The sequence below is a fragment of the Bartonella raoultii genome, from assembly GCF_019659805.1.
GTDB lineage: Bacteria > Pseudomonadota > Alphaproteobacteria > Rhizobiales > Rhizobiaceae > Bartonella > Bartonella raoultii.
The window spans coordinates 181,711-201,771 of record NZ_JAIFRO010000003.1; the positions used below are offsets into that span (position 1 = coordinate 181,711).

General features: G+C 42.4%; 16 protein-coding genes and 1 pseudogene. All 17 read left to right on the plus strand.

From position 1 onward, the window contains the following. Nucleotides 1-930 (plus strand): annotated as a pseudogene (locus K3248_RS03595) (hypothetical protein); the annotation flags it as partial. After that, nucleotides 930-1,367, plus strand: a complete 438-nt coding sequence (locus K3248_RS03600; RefSeq protein ID WP_220716920.1) for a hypothetical protein — start codon at nt 930-932, stop codon at nt 1,365-1,367. The pseudogene K3248_RS03595 and the gene K3248_RS03600, both read left to right, overlap by 1 nt. After that, on the plus strand, nt 1,357-2,295 hold the full coding sequence (gene bgtD, locus K3248_RS03605; protein WP_220716986.1) for a BaGTA-type gene transfer agent maturation protease BgtD: 939 nt from the start codon (nt 1,357-1,359) through the stop codon (nt 2,293-2,295). The genes K3248_RS03600 and bgtD overlap by 11 nt, the downstream gene beginning before the upstream one ends. Nucleotides 2,296-2,319: 24 nt before the next feature. After that, a complete protein-coding gene (locus K3248_RS03610) occupies nt 2,320-3,813 on the plus strand; it encodes a hypothetical protein (protein ID WP_220716987.1) in 1,494 nt (497 codons plus the stop codon). Beyond that, nucleotides 3,810-6,119 (plus strand): hypothetical protein, encoded by a 2,310-nt coding sequence (locus K3248_RS03615; protein ID WP_246588259.1) that lies wholly within the window; start codon nt 3,810-3,812, stop codon nt 6,117-6,119. The genes K3248_RS03610 and K3248_RS03615 overlap by 4 nt, the downstream gene beginning before the upstream one ends. A 14-nt stretch (nt 6,120-6,133) precedes the next feature. Beyond that, a complete protein-coding gene (locus K3248_RS03620; RefSeq protein ID WP_220716989.1) occupies nt 6,134-6,790 on the plus strand; it encodes a transglycosylase SLT domain-containing protein in 657 nt (218 codons plus the stop codon). 11 nt (nt 6,791-6,801) lie between these two features. Further along, nucleotides 6,802-7,809, plus strand: a complete 1,008-nt coding sequence (bgtC, locus tag K3248_RS03625) for a gene transfer agent tail collar protein BgtC (protein ID WP_220716925.1) — start codon at nt 6,802-6,804, stop codon at nt 7,807-7,809. 7 nt (nt 7,810-7,816) lie between these two features. Further along, complete coding sequence (gene bgtC / locus K3248_RS03630; RefSeq protein WP_220716926.1) at nt 7,817-8,830, plus strand: gene transfer agent tail collar protein BgtC; 1,014 nt, start codon at nt 7,817-7,819, stop codon at nt 8,828-8,830. Nucleotides 8,831-8,838: 8 nt separating this feature from the next. Further along, nucleotides 8,839-9,978 carry a gene transfer agent tail collar protein BgtC gene (gene bgtC / locus K3248_RS03635; RefSeq protein ID WP_220716991.1) on the plus strand — a complete coding sequence of 380 codons (1,140 nt, stop codon included), beginning with the start codon at nt 8,839-8,841 and terminating at the stop codon, nt 9,976-9,978. A gap of 9 nt (nt 9,979-9,987) precedes the next feature. Continuing rightward, complete coding sequence (locus K3248_RS03640) at nt 9,988-10,209, plus strand: hypothetical protein (protein WP_220716841.1); 222 nt, start codon at nt 9,988-9,990, stop codon at nt 10,207-10,209. Nucleotides 10,210-10,243: 34 nt separating this feature from the next. Further along, nucleotides 10,244-15,751, plus strand: a complete 5,508-nt coding sequence (locus tag K3248_RS08680; protein ID WP_246588260.1) for a phage major tropism determinant — start codon at nt 10,244-10,246, stop codon at nt 15,749-15,751. 74 nt (nt 15,752-15,825) lie between these two features. After that, nucleotides 15,826-16,488 (plus strand): gene transfer agent endolysin BgtA, encoded by a 663-nt coding sequence (gene bgtA, locus K3248_RS03650; RefSeq protein ID WP_220716842.1) that lies wholly within the window; start codon nt 15,826-15,828, stop codon nt 16,486-16,488. Next, nucleotides 16,485-16,712 (plus strand): hypothetical protein, encoded by a 228-nt coding sequence (locus K3248_RS03655; protein ID WP_220716843.1) that lies wholly within the window; start codon nt 16,485-16,487, stop codon nt 16,710-16,712. The genes bgtA and K3248_RS03655 overlap by 4 nt, the downstream gene beginning before the upstream one ends. 116 nt (nt 16,713-16,828) lie before the next feature. Continuing rightward, the gene (locus K3248_RS03660) at nt 16,829-17,059 is read left to right on the plus strand and encodes a hypothetical protein (protein ID WP_220716844.1); all 231 of its coding nucleotides are present in this window, start codon (nt 16,829-16,831) and stop codon (nt 17,057-17,059) included. 27 nt (nt 17,060-17,086) lie between these two features. Next, nucleotides 17,087-17,869 carry a DNA adenine methylase gene (locus K3248_RS03665; RefSeq protein ID WP_220716992.1) on the plus strand — a complete coding sequence of 261 codons (783 nt, stop codon included), beginning with the start codon at nt 17,087-17,089 and terminating at the stop codon, nt 17,867-17,869. A gap of 323 nt (nt 17,870-18,192) precedes the next feature. Continuing rightward, the gene (locus K3248_RS03670) at nt 18,193-19,377 is read left to right on the plus strand and encodes an alpha/beta hydrolase (protein ID WP_220716993.1); all 1,185 of its coding nucleotides are present in this window, start codon (nt 18,193-18,195) and stop codon (nt 19,375-19,377) included. Nucleotides 19,378-19,502: 125 nt separating this feature from the next. Next, complete coding sequence (locus K3248_RS03675) at nt 19,503-20,000, plus strand: hypothetical protein (protein WP_220716994.1); 498 nt, start codon at nt 19,503-19,505, stop codon at nt 19,998-20,000. The last annotated feature ends 61 nt before the right edge of the window (nt 20,001-20,061 follow it).

Consider the following 20,061-nt stretch of genomic DNA (forward strand, 5'->3'; position numbering starts at 1 on the left):
CAGAAAAATTGCGATTTTCAGGATTTTCCGGATGGAGAATATGTACAGGGTGCAACGGAATCTACCAATCCGCTCATATTTATGCGTTCTGCTGTTTATGCAGGAACTTTTGTTGCGGGTTCTAAGATAGTGTTTACGTTTCAAAAGATCCAAGACAAGCGAGGAGTACGCAGTGCAGCTTCTATAGCTTGTCGAGGCAGTGATGCTTTTTTTGCCGGTGATGGTGGCTTTTATCAGATGCGTTTGGATGGACAACTTTTGCCGATAGGCTTTGAAAAGGTTGATAGAACGGTTTTTAAAAACTTTGATAAACTTGCCCTTGATGAGATGCAAGGAGTGATAGACCCCGTTGATAACCGGATTTACTGGTCCTTAAAGAAAGGCAATAACGAGCAAACGACCTTTGTTTATGATTGGGGTTTGCAGAAATGGTCGACGATACAGGGCAAGCCTTTCACGTTGTTTCCAGTGTTTACGACAGGTTATACTTTGGAACAGTTGGATGAGATCTCAATAAATCTTGAGTCCTTGCCGGCTTCTTTAGACAGCCCCCGTTGGCAAAGTGGTGCACCTATCCTTGGGGCTTTTAATGAACAAAATCATCTTGTTATGTTTACAGGAGCGCCGATGGAGGCAACTCTTGTATCGCAAGAGATGGGGGCACCGGATGGAAGTTTTAGCTTTATCACGAAGATGTTTGCAGAGGTTGATACAACGCAAGGTCTTTTAAGCATAGGTGAGAGAAGATTGCGTAATCATGATACGCCGATTACATGGCACAAGGAGAGGGGGTGTTCTTATATTACGGGCGCTTATCATGGTCGCTCACGCAATCGTTATCACCGCTTTAAATTGCGTATTCCCGAACATGAACTTTGGACGATGATTACTGGCTTTAATGCGGATTTACGTCCTTTAGGTAGGGGATAATGGCAAAAGTCTATTTGACCAGTTCTTGGGATATGGAGCGTATAGCGCCTTATCTAGAAGAGATACTTGCGTCATTGAGTGCGTATGTAGAGCGTTTCAAACATGAAGTTACGTTGCAAGAAATCATTGAAGCCATTTGCACGGGCAAAAAACAGTTATGGCTTGTTTTGGATGATGACGAGCGCTTTTTAGCAGCAGTTACGACCCAGATACAAGAAACCGTTTTAGGAAAGAAGCGTGCCTTGATTTGTGAATGTAGTGGCAAGGGTGTTCTTGGTCTTATTGAGAATTTGCACTCTATAGAGGATTGGGCAGTTGAGAATGGTGCTTTAGAACTGGAGATTTTAGGGCGTTTTGGTTGGAAACGAGCACTCAGCAAACAGGGTTATGAGATAGATATGCTTTACTATAGGAAGGATTTGAGACATGGGGAGTAGGAGCCCAACAGAAACACAACAAAAGCAGGTGCAAACAAGCGCCCCTCCTGCTTGGATGGAGAATGTCTTTAAGCGTGGTGGTGCGGATGCTTATCAAATGTATAATACAGGGATGGGTGGGAATGTTTATGGTGGACCTCGTGTTGCGCCATTAAGTGATCAGACGCGCTATGCCATTGGTGGACTTGGGAGTATTCCTAGCCATTACCAAAATCGTTCTTTGATGAATACAGTCTACAATCCAACATCAGCAGCAAATAATCTTGGAAGAATGGCTTCTGGTGATCTGGTTGGACAAAATCCCTTTTTTAATGCTGCTCTTCAAAAGAGTTTAGACCGTGCAAGAGATACTATTCATAGCTCTTTTGCAGGAGCAGGTCGTTATGGGTCCGGTGCACATACGGGTGTTTTGGCAAATGAACTTGGAGCTTTGTCTACAAGTGCTACAGCGAACCAATACAATCAAGATGTACAAAATATGATGCAAGCGAATGCAATGATTGACCAAGCTAACCAAAATCAGTTGGGTGCTTCGAATAATTTCTTACAGGGTTATGGGAATGCTTATTCTAATGCCATACAGGGTGGAGGTGTGCTTGATAATTACAATCAGAGAGTTGTTGATGCCAACCGCGAACGTTGGCTGGAACAAGACAATAGCGGTTGGAATAGATTGAACATGTTAATGAACGCCGGTCATGGTTTTGCAGGTAATTACGGCACAACAACAAACAACCTCACAGGTTCTGAGATACAAGGTAATAATCCTTGGAAGAATGCAGGAACTATAGGTTCTCTAGCGCTTCAAGCGGCACCAATGGCTTTTGGTTATATGGCAGGTGGTCCATTAGGAGCGGCAGTAGCAGCAGGATTGTCGAAAGACGCCATTGATTACTTCAAGGACCTACAAAACAAGTCGAATAAGTAAATAATAGTTTTATAGGAGAGTGTGATGGCAGCTCCATCTATAATGTTAGCAGTCCCATATTTAAGTGCATTAGCAGGGCAAGGATTGAGAACCTTGCCACATATCATGAGATTTTTGCCGCATGCAATGAAATTTGGAGCACGAGCGGGAGCGCGAACAGCAGCGCAAACCAATAATTTAGTGAGATCCATGGCTACAGGAATGCGTACAGGAACACAACAAGGAGCGCAAAGATTAGGGCAATTAATATCCGATTCTCCAGTTGCACAATCTTTAATGCAGCATAGTCCTTTGTTGTCTCCTTTTGTTGGTGCAGGAGTTGAATCTTTTATGAAGCATTTACCCAAACAGCCATCACCCCTACAACAACAAGAATCGCCTATTCCTGGGCCGTATCCTGATCCTATCTCAAATGCACTAGAGGAAATTCCCACACCAGAGGAAACATCACAAGACCTAAAACATCATGTTGATGTCCCTCAAGCACAACCATTAGCGCCCACATCACAAACACCTCCTCCTGAACCCACAGATTTAGAGAAGTTTTTACAATCCAATACTTATAAATTTTTTCAATCAGATGCTTACCAGAAGCTTAAAGATCTTTTTGCAGGTATGTCGGCAGCACCGTCCGGTGGTTCTGGATGGGATGCGCTTGCAAGTGGTGTGAAGCATCTTAATGAAGGTGATAAACAAAGAGGTCGAGTTAATCAAACGGTCGAGTATCTGAAATCCAAAGGCTACAGCGAAGAAGAAGCGCGGGTTATGGCAAGCAATCCTCAAATGCTTAGTGCATTGCTAACAGGTGGTGATGCCCCTGCAGGCTTTCAATGGTATACCAATCCAGAGACAGGTGAACGTGAACAGAGACCGATTAAAGGTTCTCCACAAGAACTTGAGTATAATCAGAAGCTACAAGCACATAAAGAATGGGAGAGTAGAAAGAGAAACAATATGTTTGCCACCAAGATGCATTTGCGTGCTGGATTAAATGATTTGAAAGCTGCTTTTGAACTTCTTAAAGAAGGTAAAGAGAACGGGTTTACTCGATGGCTCACACAAGAATTGGGAGGAAGTAAAGGGTACAGATTAAAAAAATTATTGGAGGGAATTAGAGGAAGTATTCTAAAGACGGTTTTTGAAAACCTAAAATCCATGAGCGCTAGCGGAAATACGGGGGTAGGTCCTATATCAGAGTTTGAAAGTAAGGTGCTTTCATCAATGTTTGGTTCTTTAGATGTTGGGCGTAATAAAGAGGAATTGGAGAGAACTTTCGAAATAATTCAAACAGCCTTTAATTTTTTCAATAAGTATAATGATCTTCAACTATACAATGCATTCACAGGTCAGCCTCTAGATACGCCAAAAGAAATCTCTGATCAATATTTTGTAGATTCACCAAGGTCGCAAGGAGGCGGTGCAAACTGGCCGATTGTAAGCGGTTCAGAAGAAGCTAATAAAATGCCTATTGGAGTTGAGGTTATTTACAATGGTAAAGTTCATAGGAGAGTTCAATGATTAATAATAAGAATTCTCTAGGTGCTATGAGAAATCAAGATAAAAAAGTCTCAGAACTTGGTCCAAATTTTATCAACCTTGGTCCTGTTTCAGAATATATGGCTAAAGGAGGACGTCCATCAGAACTTGGTCCGAATTTCATTAATCTTGGTCCTGTTTCAGAATATATGGCTAAAGGAGGACGTCCATCAGAACTTGGTCCGAATTTCATTAATCTTGGTCCTGTTTCAGAATACAATAACCGTTCTTATGAAGAAGAACATCCCGAAATCACGCGCAGTGAAGCGTTTTGGAACTCTTTAAAACATGGATTGAGTTTTAATTTAGATGATGAGATTGCAGGGATTATAGCAGCAGGACGTGATCATGAAGATGATAATGCACTAAATGCATTTAGAAAGGGGTTTGGCAGATATTGGTTTGGAGATAAGAAATACGAAGAGAAGTATGATAAAGAAGTCAAAAAAATCCGTGATTATTATCGTAGGATGAGTGACGCGCATTATTGGACATCTTTTGCTGGAAATGCTTTAGGGGCGGCACTTCCTTCACTTGCGACTTTAGGAATAGGAGGAGCAGCAAGATTAGGCATTCTTGGTTCAAAATTAGGTCAAGCCTTTTTAAAAGCAGGTCAGTCAGGTGTAAGCCGACTTGCACAGCCATTTTCAGAGATTGCGAACACAATGCCTCATTTTCTTAAGGTAGGGGCGGTATATGGAAGCCGATTTGCACAGCCATTTTTAGGTATCACGAACAAAACAACGTGGCCTCATTTGCTTAAAGTAGGAGCTGCATCTGGTGCATTACATGGCATGGGAGAGGGCGAAGGATTAGGGAATACAGTTAGCAATACATTCGCTGGTGCTGGTTTAGGAGCAGCAGGGACAATGGTTGGAAGTGGTTTAGGTCATTTTGCTGGTTCTACTGTCGGTGGAATAAGAAGACTTTTTTCTCCTTCTTATAAACAAGGAGTTGAAAAAGCAACATTAAGAGAAATCAGTAAACATTTAGGCAGGGAGGGAGCTGAAGATTTAGGAGAATCTTTTGGCCGTAAAGCCGTTGATACCGATTATGTAGCTGATCATAGTCCTTTTTTACAAGATCTTGTTTTTGATATAGCCCGAAGGAACCAAGGGGCTTATCTTGATTTGACCCAAAAAGCAAAGGCAAGAGCGCTGGGAGGAGGAGAGCGTATTCATCAAGCCGTTGATGAACAGTTTGTTCCTCGTCAAAATGTTGTAGGTTTAAAAGATGATCTTATCGCGAGTAGAGAGACAGCATCTCATGATCTTTACGAAATAGCCAAGAAGATTCCAATAGGGAAACACCATTATGGCGCTCTTAATGAATTAATGAAGCGTCCTTATTTCAGAGAAGCTTATAAAGAAGGGTTAAAGGAATTCACGAGTAAAGGCATAGAAGTTGGTCCATTTTCTTCTCAAAAATTTAGTCTCCTTAAAGAAAAACCCCACATGGGTGTTCTCCATGAAACGAAGGTTAAACTTGGTCTTATGAAAGATGAAGCTGAAAAGATAGGAGATAATAGTAAAGTTCATACCTTAGTTGACATCCAAAAAAAATTGTTAGAGGTTATGGATGATATCTCCTCTGAATATAAGAAGGGACGGGCATTATATCATCAATACAGCTCTCATGTAGATGCTATGGATGAAGGTTCCAAAATTCTTAGCAAGGCGATTAATAAGGATGAATTCAGTAAAGTTTTTGATGAATTATCAAAAGCAGAACAAGAATACTTTAAAAAGGGCTCAAGGGCAGAACTTTTAGAGGGTATGGGGCAAACAGGAGATAAAGTTTCCAAGGCAAAGGAGATTTTTGATACGGATGATCTGTATGATAGGTTTGCAAAAATTTATGGATCAGATCAAGCTTCTGCTGTTAAGAATGTTATCAAGAGAGAAGCCGATTATGCGGATTTTTATAACAGAATACCAAATCGCAAAGCAGATGAAAAAATATCTTTTACGCATAATGTAAATGTTCCAACGAGTAAACATGATGCAGCCTTTCAAGCAGGAAAAGCAGCATTGAAAGCTTCTTGGATACCTTTCAAAGAAGCAGCTTTTAGAGAGCGTCAACGGATTGAAAAGGATGTTGTTAAGTTATTGACAGGTGGGACAAAGCTTTCGAATGAGGAAATTGTAGAGCTTATTCAAGGCATGGTGAGAGCGCAAGAGAAGGGATATGCTACGAAAGAATGGGTGAAAAAACTATCTGCTGCTTTGTTTGGGGGTGGAGGGAAAGCCTCCATAGAAGACTTGAATGTATTGAGTGCATTTGAGTAAGGGAGCATCAAATTATGACCCATTATCATCCTTCAATTGATCAAGCGATCCGCCAGACAGCGGCACGTTATGGGATCCCTGAAAGTTATTTATACCGTGTTGCGCAAGTGGAGAGTGGAGGCAATCCCAATGCAAGGAATCCACGCTCTTCTGCTGGTGGTTTGTATCAGTTTATAGACAGCACAGCCAAGCAATATGGTTTGCAGGACCGTTTTGATCCCGTACAAGCAGCCGATGCGATGGGTAGACTTACCCTTGATAATCGCAATCATTTAAGCCGTGTGTTGGGAAGAGCGCCAACAGAGGCAGAATTGTATTTAGCGCATCAACAAGGGGCAAGGGGTGCAGCGCGTCTTTTACAAAATCCTCATGCCAATGCGGCCCAATTGGTTGGCAGCAATGCAGTTGGTTTGAACAGTGGTAACAATGCGATGCGTGCTGGTGACTTTATCAATCGCGTGTTTCAAATGTATGGTGGACAGCCATCTTATAGAAGTCCTTTTGTACAAGGTCGCTATGACAATAGGACGCATTTGTTAGAGGTTTTACGGGCATTATTGGCTTCACAGGCTTCACAAGAAGAGCCTTCAGAAGAAGATGAGAGCGAAGCTTCTGCTGCTTACGAACAGCCCTTTATGGGGCAATTGATGCGGGCATTTTACGGCATTTAGGATTGAGCAACATGTCAACGATTTATGATTGGTCGCATCAGGCGTCAGAGAATACGCATGCGGATGTTTTGATTAATTGGGCAGAAGGTCAAGCTCCCAGTACGGTCAACAACAGTGCACGTGTTATGATGCAACGGATCAAAGAGTATCTCTTAGATACGGGTGGAGCGCTTGAAGGGATTGTTGAGGTTGATGCAACGCAACAAAAGACAGAGATCAGGTTAGAAACGCATTGTCAGTTTTTAGAGTATAGAAACGGTATCCATTTGCGTTTTTTATCGCGCGGTCAGAATGTAGGTTCGACCAGTGTTTCATTAAATGGACTTGGGAGTAAAACCGTTTATAAGGCAACAGCCTTAGGGGCGGTTCCTTTAACAGGAGGCGAAATCCAAAGGGATTGTCTTTATAGCTTGGTGTTTAGAGAAGATGCTTGGCATTTGTTAAATCCTACACCAGTAGTACAGAGAGAGTCTACAGATATCAGTCTTTATCCTTCCGGTTTTATAGGGACCTTTGCAATGCGCAATATTCCGGATGGTTGGTTGATCTGTGATGGAAAAGCCTATTCACGCATCACTTATAGAAGCTTATTTGAAGCGATAGGAACGGCTTGGGGAGCAGGGGATGGCTTTTCTACCTTTCATGTTCCTGATTTGCGTGGTGTGTTTTTACGCGGTTTAGACAGTGGTCGTAATATTGATGCGCAGCGTGATTTTGCCAGCATACAAAAGGATTTAATGCATGCGCACCAACATAAGGGTCAAACGCTTTCAACCGAGCATCTTCTCGACAAGGAACATTATTGGGATGGGAATACGACGGATATTTTAGGTTATAAGCTTCGTTTATTTGAGGGTGGTGTACTCGCCAATTTTACAGGGGTAGAGAGCGAGTATATTGACGGCTATTTGATAGAACCTTATTCGGTTGATCATAGTCCTGATGTGAATCTTGAAAGAACGGGTGAAGGGGAAACGCGCCCGATCAATATGTCTGTCCTTTTTTGCATAAAGACATGAGGGTTTTATGTCGACGATTTACGATTGGTCTTTGACGGCATCAGAGAATGCCCGTTGTGATGATGCTATCAATTGGTCAGAAGGACAATCCCCCAGCAGTGTCAATAACAGTGCACGTATGATGATGCAACGTGTAAGGGAATATCTTTTTGACATGAGCGGTATGATTGAGAATAGATTTACAATTGATGCAAGACAGCAGACAACATCTATTCAATTACAAAGCCCATCACAATTTTTCACCTATAAGAATGGTATCCATTTCCGTTTTAAAGCGAAGGAGAAGAATGTAGGCGCGACGAGGATTTCCTTAAATGATTTGCCAAGCCAAGCGGTTTACAAAGCAAGTGCTTTAGGGGTGCATCCTTTAACAGGTGGAGAGATACAAAAGGGGTGTATCTATAGCTTGGTGTACCGTGATGGTGTTTGGCATTTGCTCAATCCTACCCCCGCTTCCTTACCCAAACTATCCGATTTTTCTCGTTATGCGACCGGCAGTATTTGTGCTTTTGGCATGCAACATCTTCCCTCAGGTTGGTTGTTGTGTGATGGCAAAGCCTATTTACGCAGTGAGTATAGCGCTTTGTTTGAAGCGATAAGCACGCGCTGGGGTGGGAGTGAGAGTTGGACCAAATTTAATGTTCCTGATTTGCGTGGGATGTTTTTACGCTGTGTTGATGATGAGCGTAGCATTGATCCTTTTCGTATTCTAGGCACGTTACAGAAGGATTCGATGAAGATCCATAGCCATGGAGGAAGCAGTTTTTCTATTTTGAATAACGAAGGGGATAGCGAAAGTTGGTATGGTTATAGCACGATTATTTGGGGCTATATGTTCAATGAGCAGCAAAGAGCCAAACTTGCAGAACGGCTTGGTGTTCGGGTTGAGGATATACGTGTTCACCATAAGATAGCTTTTCCCCGTTCTCATCTTCATATGCATGATGTTGTTTTGGAGGGTTCCGGTTCGGGGGAAACACGTCCTGTCAATATAGCTGTACGCTTTGGAATTAAGACGTGAGGGGTTTTATGTCGACGGTTTATGATTGGTCTTTAAAAGCCTTAGAGAATGGCAATGCGGATGCTTTGATCAATTGGTCAGAGGGTCAGCCTCCTAGTACAGTCAACAACAGCGCCCGTATGATGATGCAACGGATCAAAGAGTATCTCTTAGATACGGGAGGGGTTATTGAGAGTGTTTTTGTATATGATGAAGGACAAAGCACAACGTCGGTTCATTTGCAAAGTAGGTTGGCTTATCCTGCTTATAGGGACGGTCTTCATTTACGTTTTGTCTCACGTGGTCACAATAGAGGCGCGACGCGTGTTTCAGTTAATACTTTAACCAGCCAGCCTGTTTATAAGGCCACAGATAAAGGGCTATCGCTTTTATCAGGTGGTGAGTTCCAAGAAGGGTGTGTTTATAGCCTTGTGTATGATGAAGCGCTTTCAGGTTGGCAAGTTCTCAATCCTACCCGTGATCCAGTTCCAGCGTCAAAAACATTACCGACTGGTTTAATCGGTCCTTTTGCCATGCGCCATTTACCGGCTGGTTGGTTGTTGTGTGATGGTCAGGCTTATAGTCGTTTACACTATAGGTCTCTTTTTTCGAAGATAGGGACGAGTTGGGGGGAGGGAGATGGTGTAAGAACCTTTAATGTTCCAGATTTGCGTGGGATGTTTTTACGGGGTCTTGATGAAGGGCGCAATGTTGATCCTTGGCGTTCTTTTGCAAGCCAGCAAGAGCATTCTTTAAAAGCCCATGATCATTTTATCGGTTCTATAGCCCCTCATTCTCTCGCCTCCCGTAAGAAGCGTGATGTCTCTTCTTCAGATGCTTTAAAAAGAAGCAAGCGTTCTCTTGATAGCGATGAGGAATGTTTAGGATTGAGCGGGGATGCCTTGGAAAGGTGTAATCAAGAATTTGATGAGAGAGCGGGCGTTCCAGCGGTTCCAGAGGTTCCCTTTTGGTTTACAGAATCGGATAAACCGCCCCGTTTACCTTGGTTTATTCGGTCTCCATTTGCCAATTTTTTAATTTCTTCTACGCCGTTACAAGAGGGTTTGGATCGTCTTGGTCCTCATGAACATAGATTTCTTATCGACAGTTTTGGTGGAGAGGAAACGCGTCCAGTCAATGTATCGGTTGTATTTGGCATAAAGACATGAGGTTATGCGATGTTATCAAAACCCTTTGCGATTTCAGCTTTAAGTGACCCGTCTCAAGTACGGGTTGTTTTGTATTCCGGTGAGCGCTTTGTGCACGCCCCGTTAAATGGGGTTAGTGATCTTTTGAAAGCTGCTTTGCACTCAGAGCTTTCCGTTTCATTCAAGCGTTTAGAAACTGAATTACAAGCTTTGAGGGATGAAGTGGAAGAATTGAAAGCGTGTTTATTTTAAGGCTTTATGAAGAGTTGATGTAAGGAAGCAAGAAATGAGTATACCCCACCATACCCATGAATATTATCTCCCAACGGCAACCAAAGAAGAGATAATAGAGGGGCGTTCGCAAGATACGGTTGTTGTTCCCAAGTTGTTAGGGACGGCTTGCCTTTATTCTTATGAAACTTTTGCGCCGTTAGAACAGGTTGTCGATGTAAGGAAAGAAGTAGAAACGGCAACCGCCCGTGCAAATGGCGCCCAACAAAAGGCAGAAGAGTCCAAAAGACTATCAGAGCAGGCGCTTACAGAGGTGCAAAGAACGGTTGAAAGTGTTGGCAATGCGCTCACGCGTGCAAACAGTGCACAAGAGAGTGCAGGAAGAGCAGAGCAGACAGCTTCAGAAGCCAAAACAACAGCGGCAGAAGCACAATTGGTCTCGGCAGAAGCCAAGCTTAAATCGGAGGCAGCAGAAAGATTATCGCAAGAAACGCAAACGATAGCTTCAAAAGCCAAGAGAATATCGGAAAGCGCGCAAGCAGCTGTTGAGAAGAACATATCAGAAGTTGATACGGCGAAAGGTTTATTAAGCTCAGGATTGGCAACAGTTACACAAGCCAAGCAGGAAAGTGAGAGTGCATTGCGTATAGCAAGAGAAGCCAAGGCGGAATCCTCACAAGCCTTAACAGCTTCAGGATTAGCGCAGTCGACCTCAGAAGAAAGCAAGACAGTCTCACAACGAGCAGAAGCCAGTGCTAGAGAAGCCGAACAATCTTCTCTGATAGCAAAGAATGGAGCGTTAGAAGCCAAACAGATAGCTGATGCTGCAAAACTTCTCTCAGAAGAAAGCAAGACTTTGTCAGAACTTTCTAAGACGGCTTCAGATCAATCACTCTTGGTTTCGACACAAGCCAAGCAGGCCAGTGAAGAGGCCAGCAAGCAAGCCTTAGAAGCTTTAAGCAAGTCGGTTGAATCACAGACATTGTCGGAGGAAGCCAAGAAAATAGCGACAGAAGGCATACGAGAAGTTAAGCAAGAGGTTTCGTCGATTTCGAAAGTAGCAATGCAAGCGGAACAAACAGCGACAGAGACGACGCAAGTCGCAGCCACAGCCGTTGCAACATGTCATGAAGTTAAGACAGTTTCTCAGAGAGCCAAGAGTGTTGCAGAAACAGCCCAGCAGGTAGCGACAGAAGCGAAGGAGTTAGCAGAATCTTTTAAGGGTGTAGCAGAAGGTGCATCTCGTACAGCCAATGAAGCCAAGGAGGCAAGTGAAAGAGCTTTGAGGAGCTCTCATCAAGCAGAATCTTCAAGCAACAGTGCTCAGCAGGTAGCGACAGAAGCGAAGCGTTTAGCAGAGCAAGCGGTCAGTTCAGTCACAGAGGTCACCAAGACCGCTCAACAGGTAGCAAGCTCTGTTGAGACAGCCGTTAGTCTGTCTCAAGAAACACGATCGCTTGCAGAGAGAGCCCAAAGTCTTTCTGGAGAAGCACAAGCTACGGCTTCAAAAGCATTATCGAAAGCAGAAGAATGCGAAGCCGCATCGGGTGAAGCCTCAAGAGTCTCTTTAGAAGCCAAGCAGATAAGTGAAACAGTGCAAGCAACAGTAACTTCTCTACAAAGCAGTGTTGATAAAGCAGTTTCAGAAGCAGCAGATGGCAAGAGTAAAGCAGCAGAAGCAAAACAGCTAGCATTGGAAGCGAAGGATGCCTCCACCAATGCCCTCACTTCTTCTAGGGATGCCAAGGAGCATTCTTCACAGGCGCTTACAACAGCCCATGATGCGAAGACAGCTTCCCTAGCGTCTCAAAAGAAAAGTGAAGAGGTTGCAGGTATAGCGAATGAAGCAAAATCTTTGGTTGATAGAGCGGTTTTGGATGCAAGCGCCGCCAAGCAGGCGTCGACAAGCGCGCTTACAGCCTCCAGTGATGCGAAGCAGCAAGCTTCTGAGGCTGTTGTTTTCGTTAAAGAGGCCAAAAGTGTTTGTGAAGAATCTAAGGCATTATCCGATAAAGCAATCAAGGTCTCTACGGAGGCCCAACAGGCATCGGAGGCATCACGAACCGCTTCTCTGGATGCGCAAGCAACAGCAGGCTTGGCATCTACAACAGCCAATGATGCGAAAAGCATAGCAGAGCGTGCACACAGTCTATCGGAAGAGGCAAAGAGCTTAGCGCAAGAAAGCAAAGCGCGTTTTGAAAGCGTTCAACAAAAGATAGAAGACATCAAAGAAGTTTCAGATACAGCTCTCTCCACAGCGAATGCGGCCAAACAAACAGGAGAAGAGACAAGCAAGCAAGCTTCAGAAGCTTTGACGAAGTCTGTTGAAGCCAAGGCTTTATCAGAGGAAGCGAAAAGTGTCTCAGAGACTGCTCGTAGGAAAGCGAATGAAGCAGAGCAGGCAGCGTCAGAAGCCTCAAAGGTCGCTTTAGAAGCAAAAGCAGTTGCAGAACGGGCTGTTGTTACGGATGGAGAAACCCTTCGAGGGGGAGAAGCGCTCAAAAGTTTAGTTGAAGAGGTAAAGAAGAAAGCAGAAACAGCAGAAAGTTTAGCTTCAGAAGCAAAAGAGAGCGCTTCACAGTCCTTGCTAGCTTCTAATCATGCAAGGAGTGAATCAGCAACAGCGGTAAATACAGCGAATGATGCAAAGAGTAAGGCAGAAGAAGCCAAGACCCTCTCAGAAGCGTCAAAGAGTATGAGCAGTGATGCAAAGCAATTGGCTACACAAGCCAAGGAAACCTTGACAAGCGCGCTTACAGAAACAAGGGATGTAAAAGAGCAAGTAGAGGCAGCAAAAAGAATATCAGAAGAAGTAAAGCAAGAGCTTATAGGATTAAAAACGTCATCAGACTTGGCATTATCGACAGCGAATGCAGCAAAAGCCACGGGAGATCAAGCCTCTCAACAGGCTACAGAAGCAAAGAGTTTAGCAGAAGATGCCAAGAGTGTTTCAGACAAATTACAGAGCAAAATAGATAAGATAGAGCAATTAGCAGAAAAAGCGCAAGAAACGGCTACAGCCTCCAAAGAAGCGGCTTCTTATGCGAAACATGATGCCGATCAAGCACAAAAGAAGGCGCAAAGTTCAGAGAATTTATCCTATCAAGCCTTAAATAAAGCCGAAGAAGCCAAGCAATCGGCGGATGGAGCGAGTATAAAAGCGAGCTTGGCAGAAATGGCAGCAGAAGAAGCCAAGAAAACCGCCGGCTCCACTTTATCGCAAGCTTATGCCGCCAAAGATGAAGCAGATAAAGCCAAGGAAATAGCGAATGGAGCAAGAATAAAATCCAGCTTGGCAGAGAGTGCAGCGGAAGAAGCCAAGAAAACCGCCGGTTCTTCTTTATCACAAGCTTATGCCGCGAAAGATGAGGCGGGTAAAGCCAAGGAAGCAGCACATGGAGCGAGTATAAAAGCGAGCTTGGCAGAAATGGAAGCAAAAGAAGCCAAGCAATCAGCAAGTTCAGCGTGGAGAGAAGCCAATGAAGCCAAAGATTCTGTAAAGACTATAAAAGAGAGCGTTTCCAATGCGAAAGATGATGCAGAGCAAGCGCGGCAAACAGCAGAAGAAGCCAAGCAATCGGCGGATGGAGCACGTCATAAAATCAATGATGTTGAACAGGTTATAGAGACGCTCAAAGCCTCACTTGATTTGGTAAAAACGGATGCATCAGGAGCCTTGTCAACAGCGCAAAAGGCAGAAACAGCCGCTTCAGCTGCGAAAGAAGAGGCAAGTCAAGCGCAAGAAGTAGGCAAGAATGCGAAGTCGACAGCAGATGAGGCGTTAACGAAAGCGACAGATGCCAAGAGCCATGCTGAATTGGCAAACACCACCTCCAATGAAGCCAAGACACTTGCCGAGCAAGCCACGAGCAGGCTCAATTCCCTGAATTTATCGGAAATGCGCCAAAGGGTTAATGCGCTTCAACAAAGTGTAGAACAAGCGCATCAATCGTCACAAACAGCGAGCAACAAGGCTGAAGAAGCGACCCAACAAGCAAGCCAAGCCAAGAGTTTGGCACAAGAAGCCAAGAATACAGCAGAAGGGGTAAAAAGTAGTTTAGAGACATTAAAAACGACATCAGAGCAAGCACAAGAGAATGCCTCTGAAGCCCTTCGTATAGCCAAAGAAGTCAAAGCCGCCTCAGAAGGTTCAGATGTTGAGGAAGATGAAGAAATAAGCGAAACGGCAGATGATGAAGCGATGGCCATAGCGTCCGATGCGCAAACAGTTGCTTATGATGCCCGCTTGAAAGCCATGTCAGCGGATATAAAAGCCGATAGAGCCGATCGCAATGCGCAGAATGCGAAGGAAGAAGCCAAGAATGCGCAGGAAAAAATCGCGGAAGTGAAGGAAGAAATTACAAAAGCGAAGAAAGAAATCGAAGAAGCCAAGCAAAGCGCGAGTCATGCAATACGAGAGAATAATAGTACGAAGAGATGGCTCACACAGACATTCCAAAAAACGGAGCAATTAGAAAAAGACCTAGACGATATGGATCTTTCTGTGAGCAACGTCTCTAATAACATCCGTACGGTCCAAACGAAGGTGGAAGAAGCAAAAACATTAGCACAAGAGTTCAAAACGGCTTGTGAACGTAGCGCTTCTGATCTTCTCAAAAAGTTAAGTTGGAATGTTTTTACCCAGTCCACGCCATTTCTGAAGACAGATATAACCAAACGGCTCATTTTAGAAGGAGAAACGCATATTTCTGTCAAGGATGGGAGTGATATACAGCTGGTCAGTTTTACGAGCAGTTCTACAGAGGTCGCGCTTCCTTCTTCAGGTCTTTCAGCCGGTAAGGATTATTATGTCTATTTGGTGAATGGGGGGAGAGAGGACCAAAAACTGATTGTGTCAGAGTATAAAAGTTCTCCCCGTGATGCAGACATTTCAACATATAATTGGAAGCAGATAGGCGGTTTTCATACGCTTTGTGCAGATGTTGGCTATTCTGCGTATCATCCTTTATCCGGTTATAAAGCAGGGGATATTTTACCCCGTTCTGTTTGGTGTCTCAATCATCGCCCGCATTGTTCCCCAGAAGGTATGGTCTACGATCCTAGAAGAGATCTTTGGGTGGATATCTATCTTCAATCCGGTAAGGGGGAAGATACCAAATCAGCCTATGGTGTTCCGATCACCAGCAATCGTTCTTATACAGATCATGCCAAGGATATGATGCAGGTAAAGAAAAGGTTATTGGGTCATGAGGATTTTCTTTCAGCGATGTATGGAAGCAATGAAAATAGCAGTATTGAGGGACAACAAGCGCCTACACCAGCCCATTCAGGAGGTCATAAGGATACACAAGAACGTCGTATGATCTCGCATATTGGTTGTGAGGATGGTTATGGTTATGTTTCGCAATATTTATCAGAGTTTTTCCCGGTTCCCAATCAAAGTGATCCTTCAAAGAGTGATATGCATGTTTTGATTGGTGGTGGGAGTTGGCAGGATGGAGCAGAATGCGGTAGTTTTTTTCGTCAGAGCGTGCATTCTCGTAATTTTACGGATGAGAAGGTAGGAGCGCGTGGATGCTGTCGTCCACGTCGTTTTATTTGAGAAACTTCATAGAAGGATCCAGTCTCATTTTTATTCAGCCTCACTTTTGTGGGGCTTTTTTTATGGAGGAGCAAATGCGCAAGATATCGAAGGAAGGTTTAGAGCTTATTAAACAATGGGAAGGTTTACGCTTAGAGGCTTATAGAGATGAGGCATGTGTGTGGACGATTGGTTATGGTCACACCAGTTATGCGGGCAAACCTTTGGTGCATAAGGGCATGTGTATTACGAAAGAACAAGCCGAAGAGATACTTTGTAAAGATTTAGAGCAATTTGAGCATGCGGTAGAGCAGTTTGTCATGGTTTCGTTAACGGATGCGCAATTCGCGGCATTGGTGTCGTTTTGTTATAATGTAGGCACAACCGCCTTTTGCCAATCGACCTTATTAAAAAAGCTCAATAAAGGGGATTATGAAGCTGTTCCTACAGAATTACAGAAATGGAATAAGGTAGGAGGTAAACCGCTTCAAGGATTAGTCAATCGTCGCGCCGCTGAAGCAGGGTTATGGGCCAAGGGATCTTATGTTTGTTCCAATTATCAAAAGGTAGAAACGAAAGAGAGGAGCGGTTTGTTCAAGATAGAAGCGCTTGCACCGATTATAGGGTCCTGTTCAGGGCTTGGAGGGCTTTTTGCAGGCAATGGTCCTATCCAATGGGTTTTGGCAGGGATGATGGTTCTAGCTGCTGTAACAGGGGTTTTTATAGTCACAAAACGCTTTAAGGAACAGCGGTTATGATTTTATATCTTAAAAGAAATCTGTCTTTTCTGTTAACGGCTATAGCCGTTTTTTTTATAGCTTTGGCTAAAGCCTTTCACCTTGGAAAGAAGAGCGAGCGTCAAAAGCAGGTAGAGACAGCATTAAAGAGAGCGACAACACGTTTTGAGGTTGAAAATGAAGTTAATCAAAAAAGTGATAGTGGTGTGCGTGCTGCTCTGTCTCGTTGGATGCGGGACAAATAGATCAGTTTCTTGTGTTGGTTGGTTGCCCATTTATTTAGATCAACAGGATGTTCAGGTCATCAGTTCTCACCTCGCAAGGGATATTTTAAAGCATAATCAACAGGGGGCTCACGTGTGTGGTTGGCAAGATGGTTAAGAAACAAAGCAGAAAAGAACAAGATTTAACAGAAAAAGAACGCCAACTGCTCCTTGAGATGCTGGAGACCTATCAAGGCTTAAAGATGATGTCACGTCTTATGAAATGGGGGGCCTTTGCTGTCTTTATCTTTGTCATGGATTTTTCCCGTTTCATAGATGCCATAGAAAATAGCTTCTCACACTTAAAAAGATGGATAACAAAAAGTTAGAGACTACAAAATATTTCCTTTAAAAATATGATAAAACAAGAATTGACACAGACACTGTTTGCGTGGATGGGTGGAAAACATTATCTACGGAAGAAAATTATACCAATTTTAAATGCTATTGACCATGAAACCTATATTGAACCGTTTTTGGGTTCAGGGGTTATTTTCCTAAACAAACGACCAGCGAAATATTCCGTCATCAATGATCTGAATGGAGAGATCACCAATCTATTTCAGTGTGTTCAAAATGACTTTGATGCTTTAGCCAAGCGATTGGAGTGGTTTGTTTGTTCAAGACAGTTGTTTTTTGAACTTGCGGCTATTGATCCAGAGAGCCTTACCAAAGTTGAAAGAGCAGCGCGCTTTTTGTTTCTTCAACGTTGTGTGATGTATGGGAAAAAAGATTACGTCTCTTTTAGCTTTGCAAGAAAAAAGACGATAAGCTTTAACCCCGATAAGCTTTTAGCAAGGATGAGATGTGTGAGGCAAAAATTGCTTGATACAACAATCTTAAATTATTCATGGGAGCGTGTTGTTCAACTTTTTGATGCTCCAGACAGTTTGTTTTATCTAGATCCGCCTTACTTTATGAAGAAGAAATGTTATAGCTCAGGAAATTTTGACGAGAAGGATTTTGTGAGCATGGCAAAGCTTCTCCAAAATATCCAAGGTAAGTTTGTCTTGAGTCTGAATGATTGTGATGCGGTACGAGAGATTTTTAAAGATTTTGACTTTTTAGAAGTTGAGACCCTCTGGACATCTGGTAAGGCTAAAAAAATTCCTCGAAAAGAAATTGTGATTCGCAATTGAAATATATAGATGATGATGCTATTTGATGGTGTTATAGATTTCATATATAGGGTGGTTCAAAGGGTGGTTTCATTTTTTAATAATTTTATTAACCTATTGAAAACAATTAAGAAAACGTTAGAAAATGGTACTTCTCGACCGCACCATTTGAGCATTTTACAGCAAGAGTGCTTTGTATAAAAGGGGATGTTAGGAGCATTATAGCAGTTTTTTTCTGTATCATTATTAGTGTGTTCCTAATAATGATTTCATTTCAGATTTTTAGAAGTTTTGCGATAGATTTGAAATGTTTGCTCTTTTCGATAAAGTGGGGTGGTATTGAGGTGAAAAGTATAGTAATTTTGAAATGTCTAACATTTTTTGTTTGCATTTTGTTATTAACAGCATGTAGTCAATCGCGTGCAGTACTGTGGCATGGGATACATGCAACACCATCTATGGTTGCAGTACAGAAGAAGGTTGAAAAGAATCCGATTCTTCCGAAAGCTATCGTTCCAGTCTATGTTGCAACAAGTCGTATGATGCAAAATAATTATTCCCAGCCTTATGGAGCAGAGCGATCAAATAAAGTGCACTATAACCGTGTTGATGTAGGAATTCCGCAACGACATGTGAAGGGTGTTGTTGAGATAAATGCGTATAAACCTACTCATGATAAATATTTTGCGGCAGTGGCTTTGCAAAAATATGACAGCAAGGAACAATTTAAGCAGCAATTAAATGCTGCTTTAGAAAAACATCCTAAAGGAAACAGAGAAATTTTTCTCTTTATTCATGGATATGATAACAATTTTGCGGATGGCGTATTTCGTACAGCTCAGTTTACATATGATTATTCTTTAGATGTCGTTGCTGTTCATTATTCGTGGCCTTCTGCTGGTTCAATACCTCTTTATATTTATGATCGTGATAGTGCCAATTTTGCACGTGACGGACTAATAGAGCTCTTAACACTTATCAGTGAAACTAAAGCTGATCAAATTTCGGTTATTGCACATTCTATGGGTAATTTTGTTATAATGGAGGCATTTAGAACTCTTGCATTACAAGGAAAATATAAACCAATTCGCCGTATTACAAGTTTTCTCATGGCAGCACCGGATATTGATGTTGATGTGTTTGAGCGTCAATTGCATGATATTAAAAAATTACCTCAGCCAACAGCTATTTTGGTATCTCGAGCGGATAAAGCTCTTGCTGTGTCAGGACGTCTTACCGGTGGGCATCATCGTGTTGGAGACGGTTCAGATATCGAAATGTTGCGTAAAAATGGAATAACTGTTCTTGATTTTTCTGATGTTGATGGTGGGACACATAATGTCTTTGCATCTTCACCAACACTGATGGCTCTTTCTCGAGAAGGTTCTTTAGCATCAACAATTATGCAAGGTACAGAATTATCACCCAGTCAGGCACTTCTTGCTGATGGTAGTAGTGTATTAGAGAAAACAACACATCTTATACTTTATACACCTATGCGCTTTTTATCTCCACTGGCTCCACGTTAAGTACAAAAATGAGAATTCTTATCAAGATAAATTGGGACTAATATTTTAGCACTTTCTTTAGAATAATTTTATAAAATCAAAAATAAGTGGCGGAATGAATATAAAACCAGTTACTAGGTGAGTTCATGACGTTTGCACAAAAATGCTACACAAATAAGCTTAGATTAATTGATTGTTTATCTCATTCTGCAGTTCAGTTATTAGATATTCATGCTATGCTTTTGAAAGTGAGAGAAGGTCATATGGGGGAAAAACCAAATTTATTGCGCCAAATTGATTCCACAAAAAAACAGTTGGATGAGATAAGTCATGCTCTTATTTTAGAATATCGTAAACGTCAAGAAACTGAGCGATTTTTAAAACAGATTTTGATATCAATTTCTGATCAACTTTTTTCACTTAATAATGGTTTCAAAGAAACTGGGCGTCTTTTTTTTCAAGAAATGAGAATAGTTCAATCTCAGATACAGTGTTTTTATGAGTCGAAAGAAAGGCAACATTTATTAAATGAAAAAGGAGCTTCATATTCTTCATCAAAAATTGATGAAGTTATTAAAGAATTACAAAAAGCAAGAAAACAACTTATGGTTGAGAGTCCTCATCTCTTTGAAAAAGAACATTAAAACGAAAAATAAGATTCTTTTTGAATTAGGGCACGTTGATAAAAAATATTTTATGAATAGA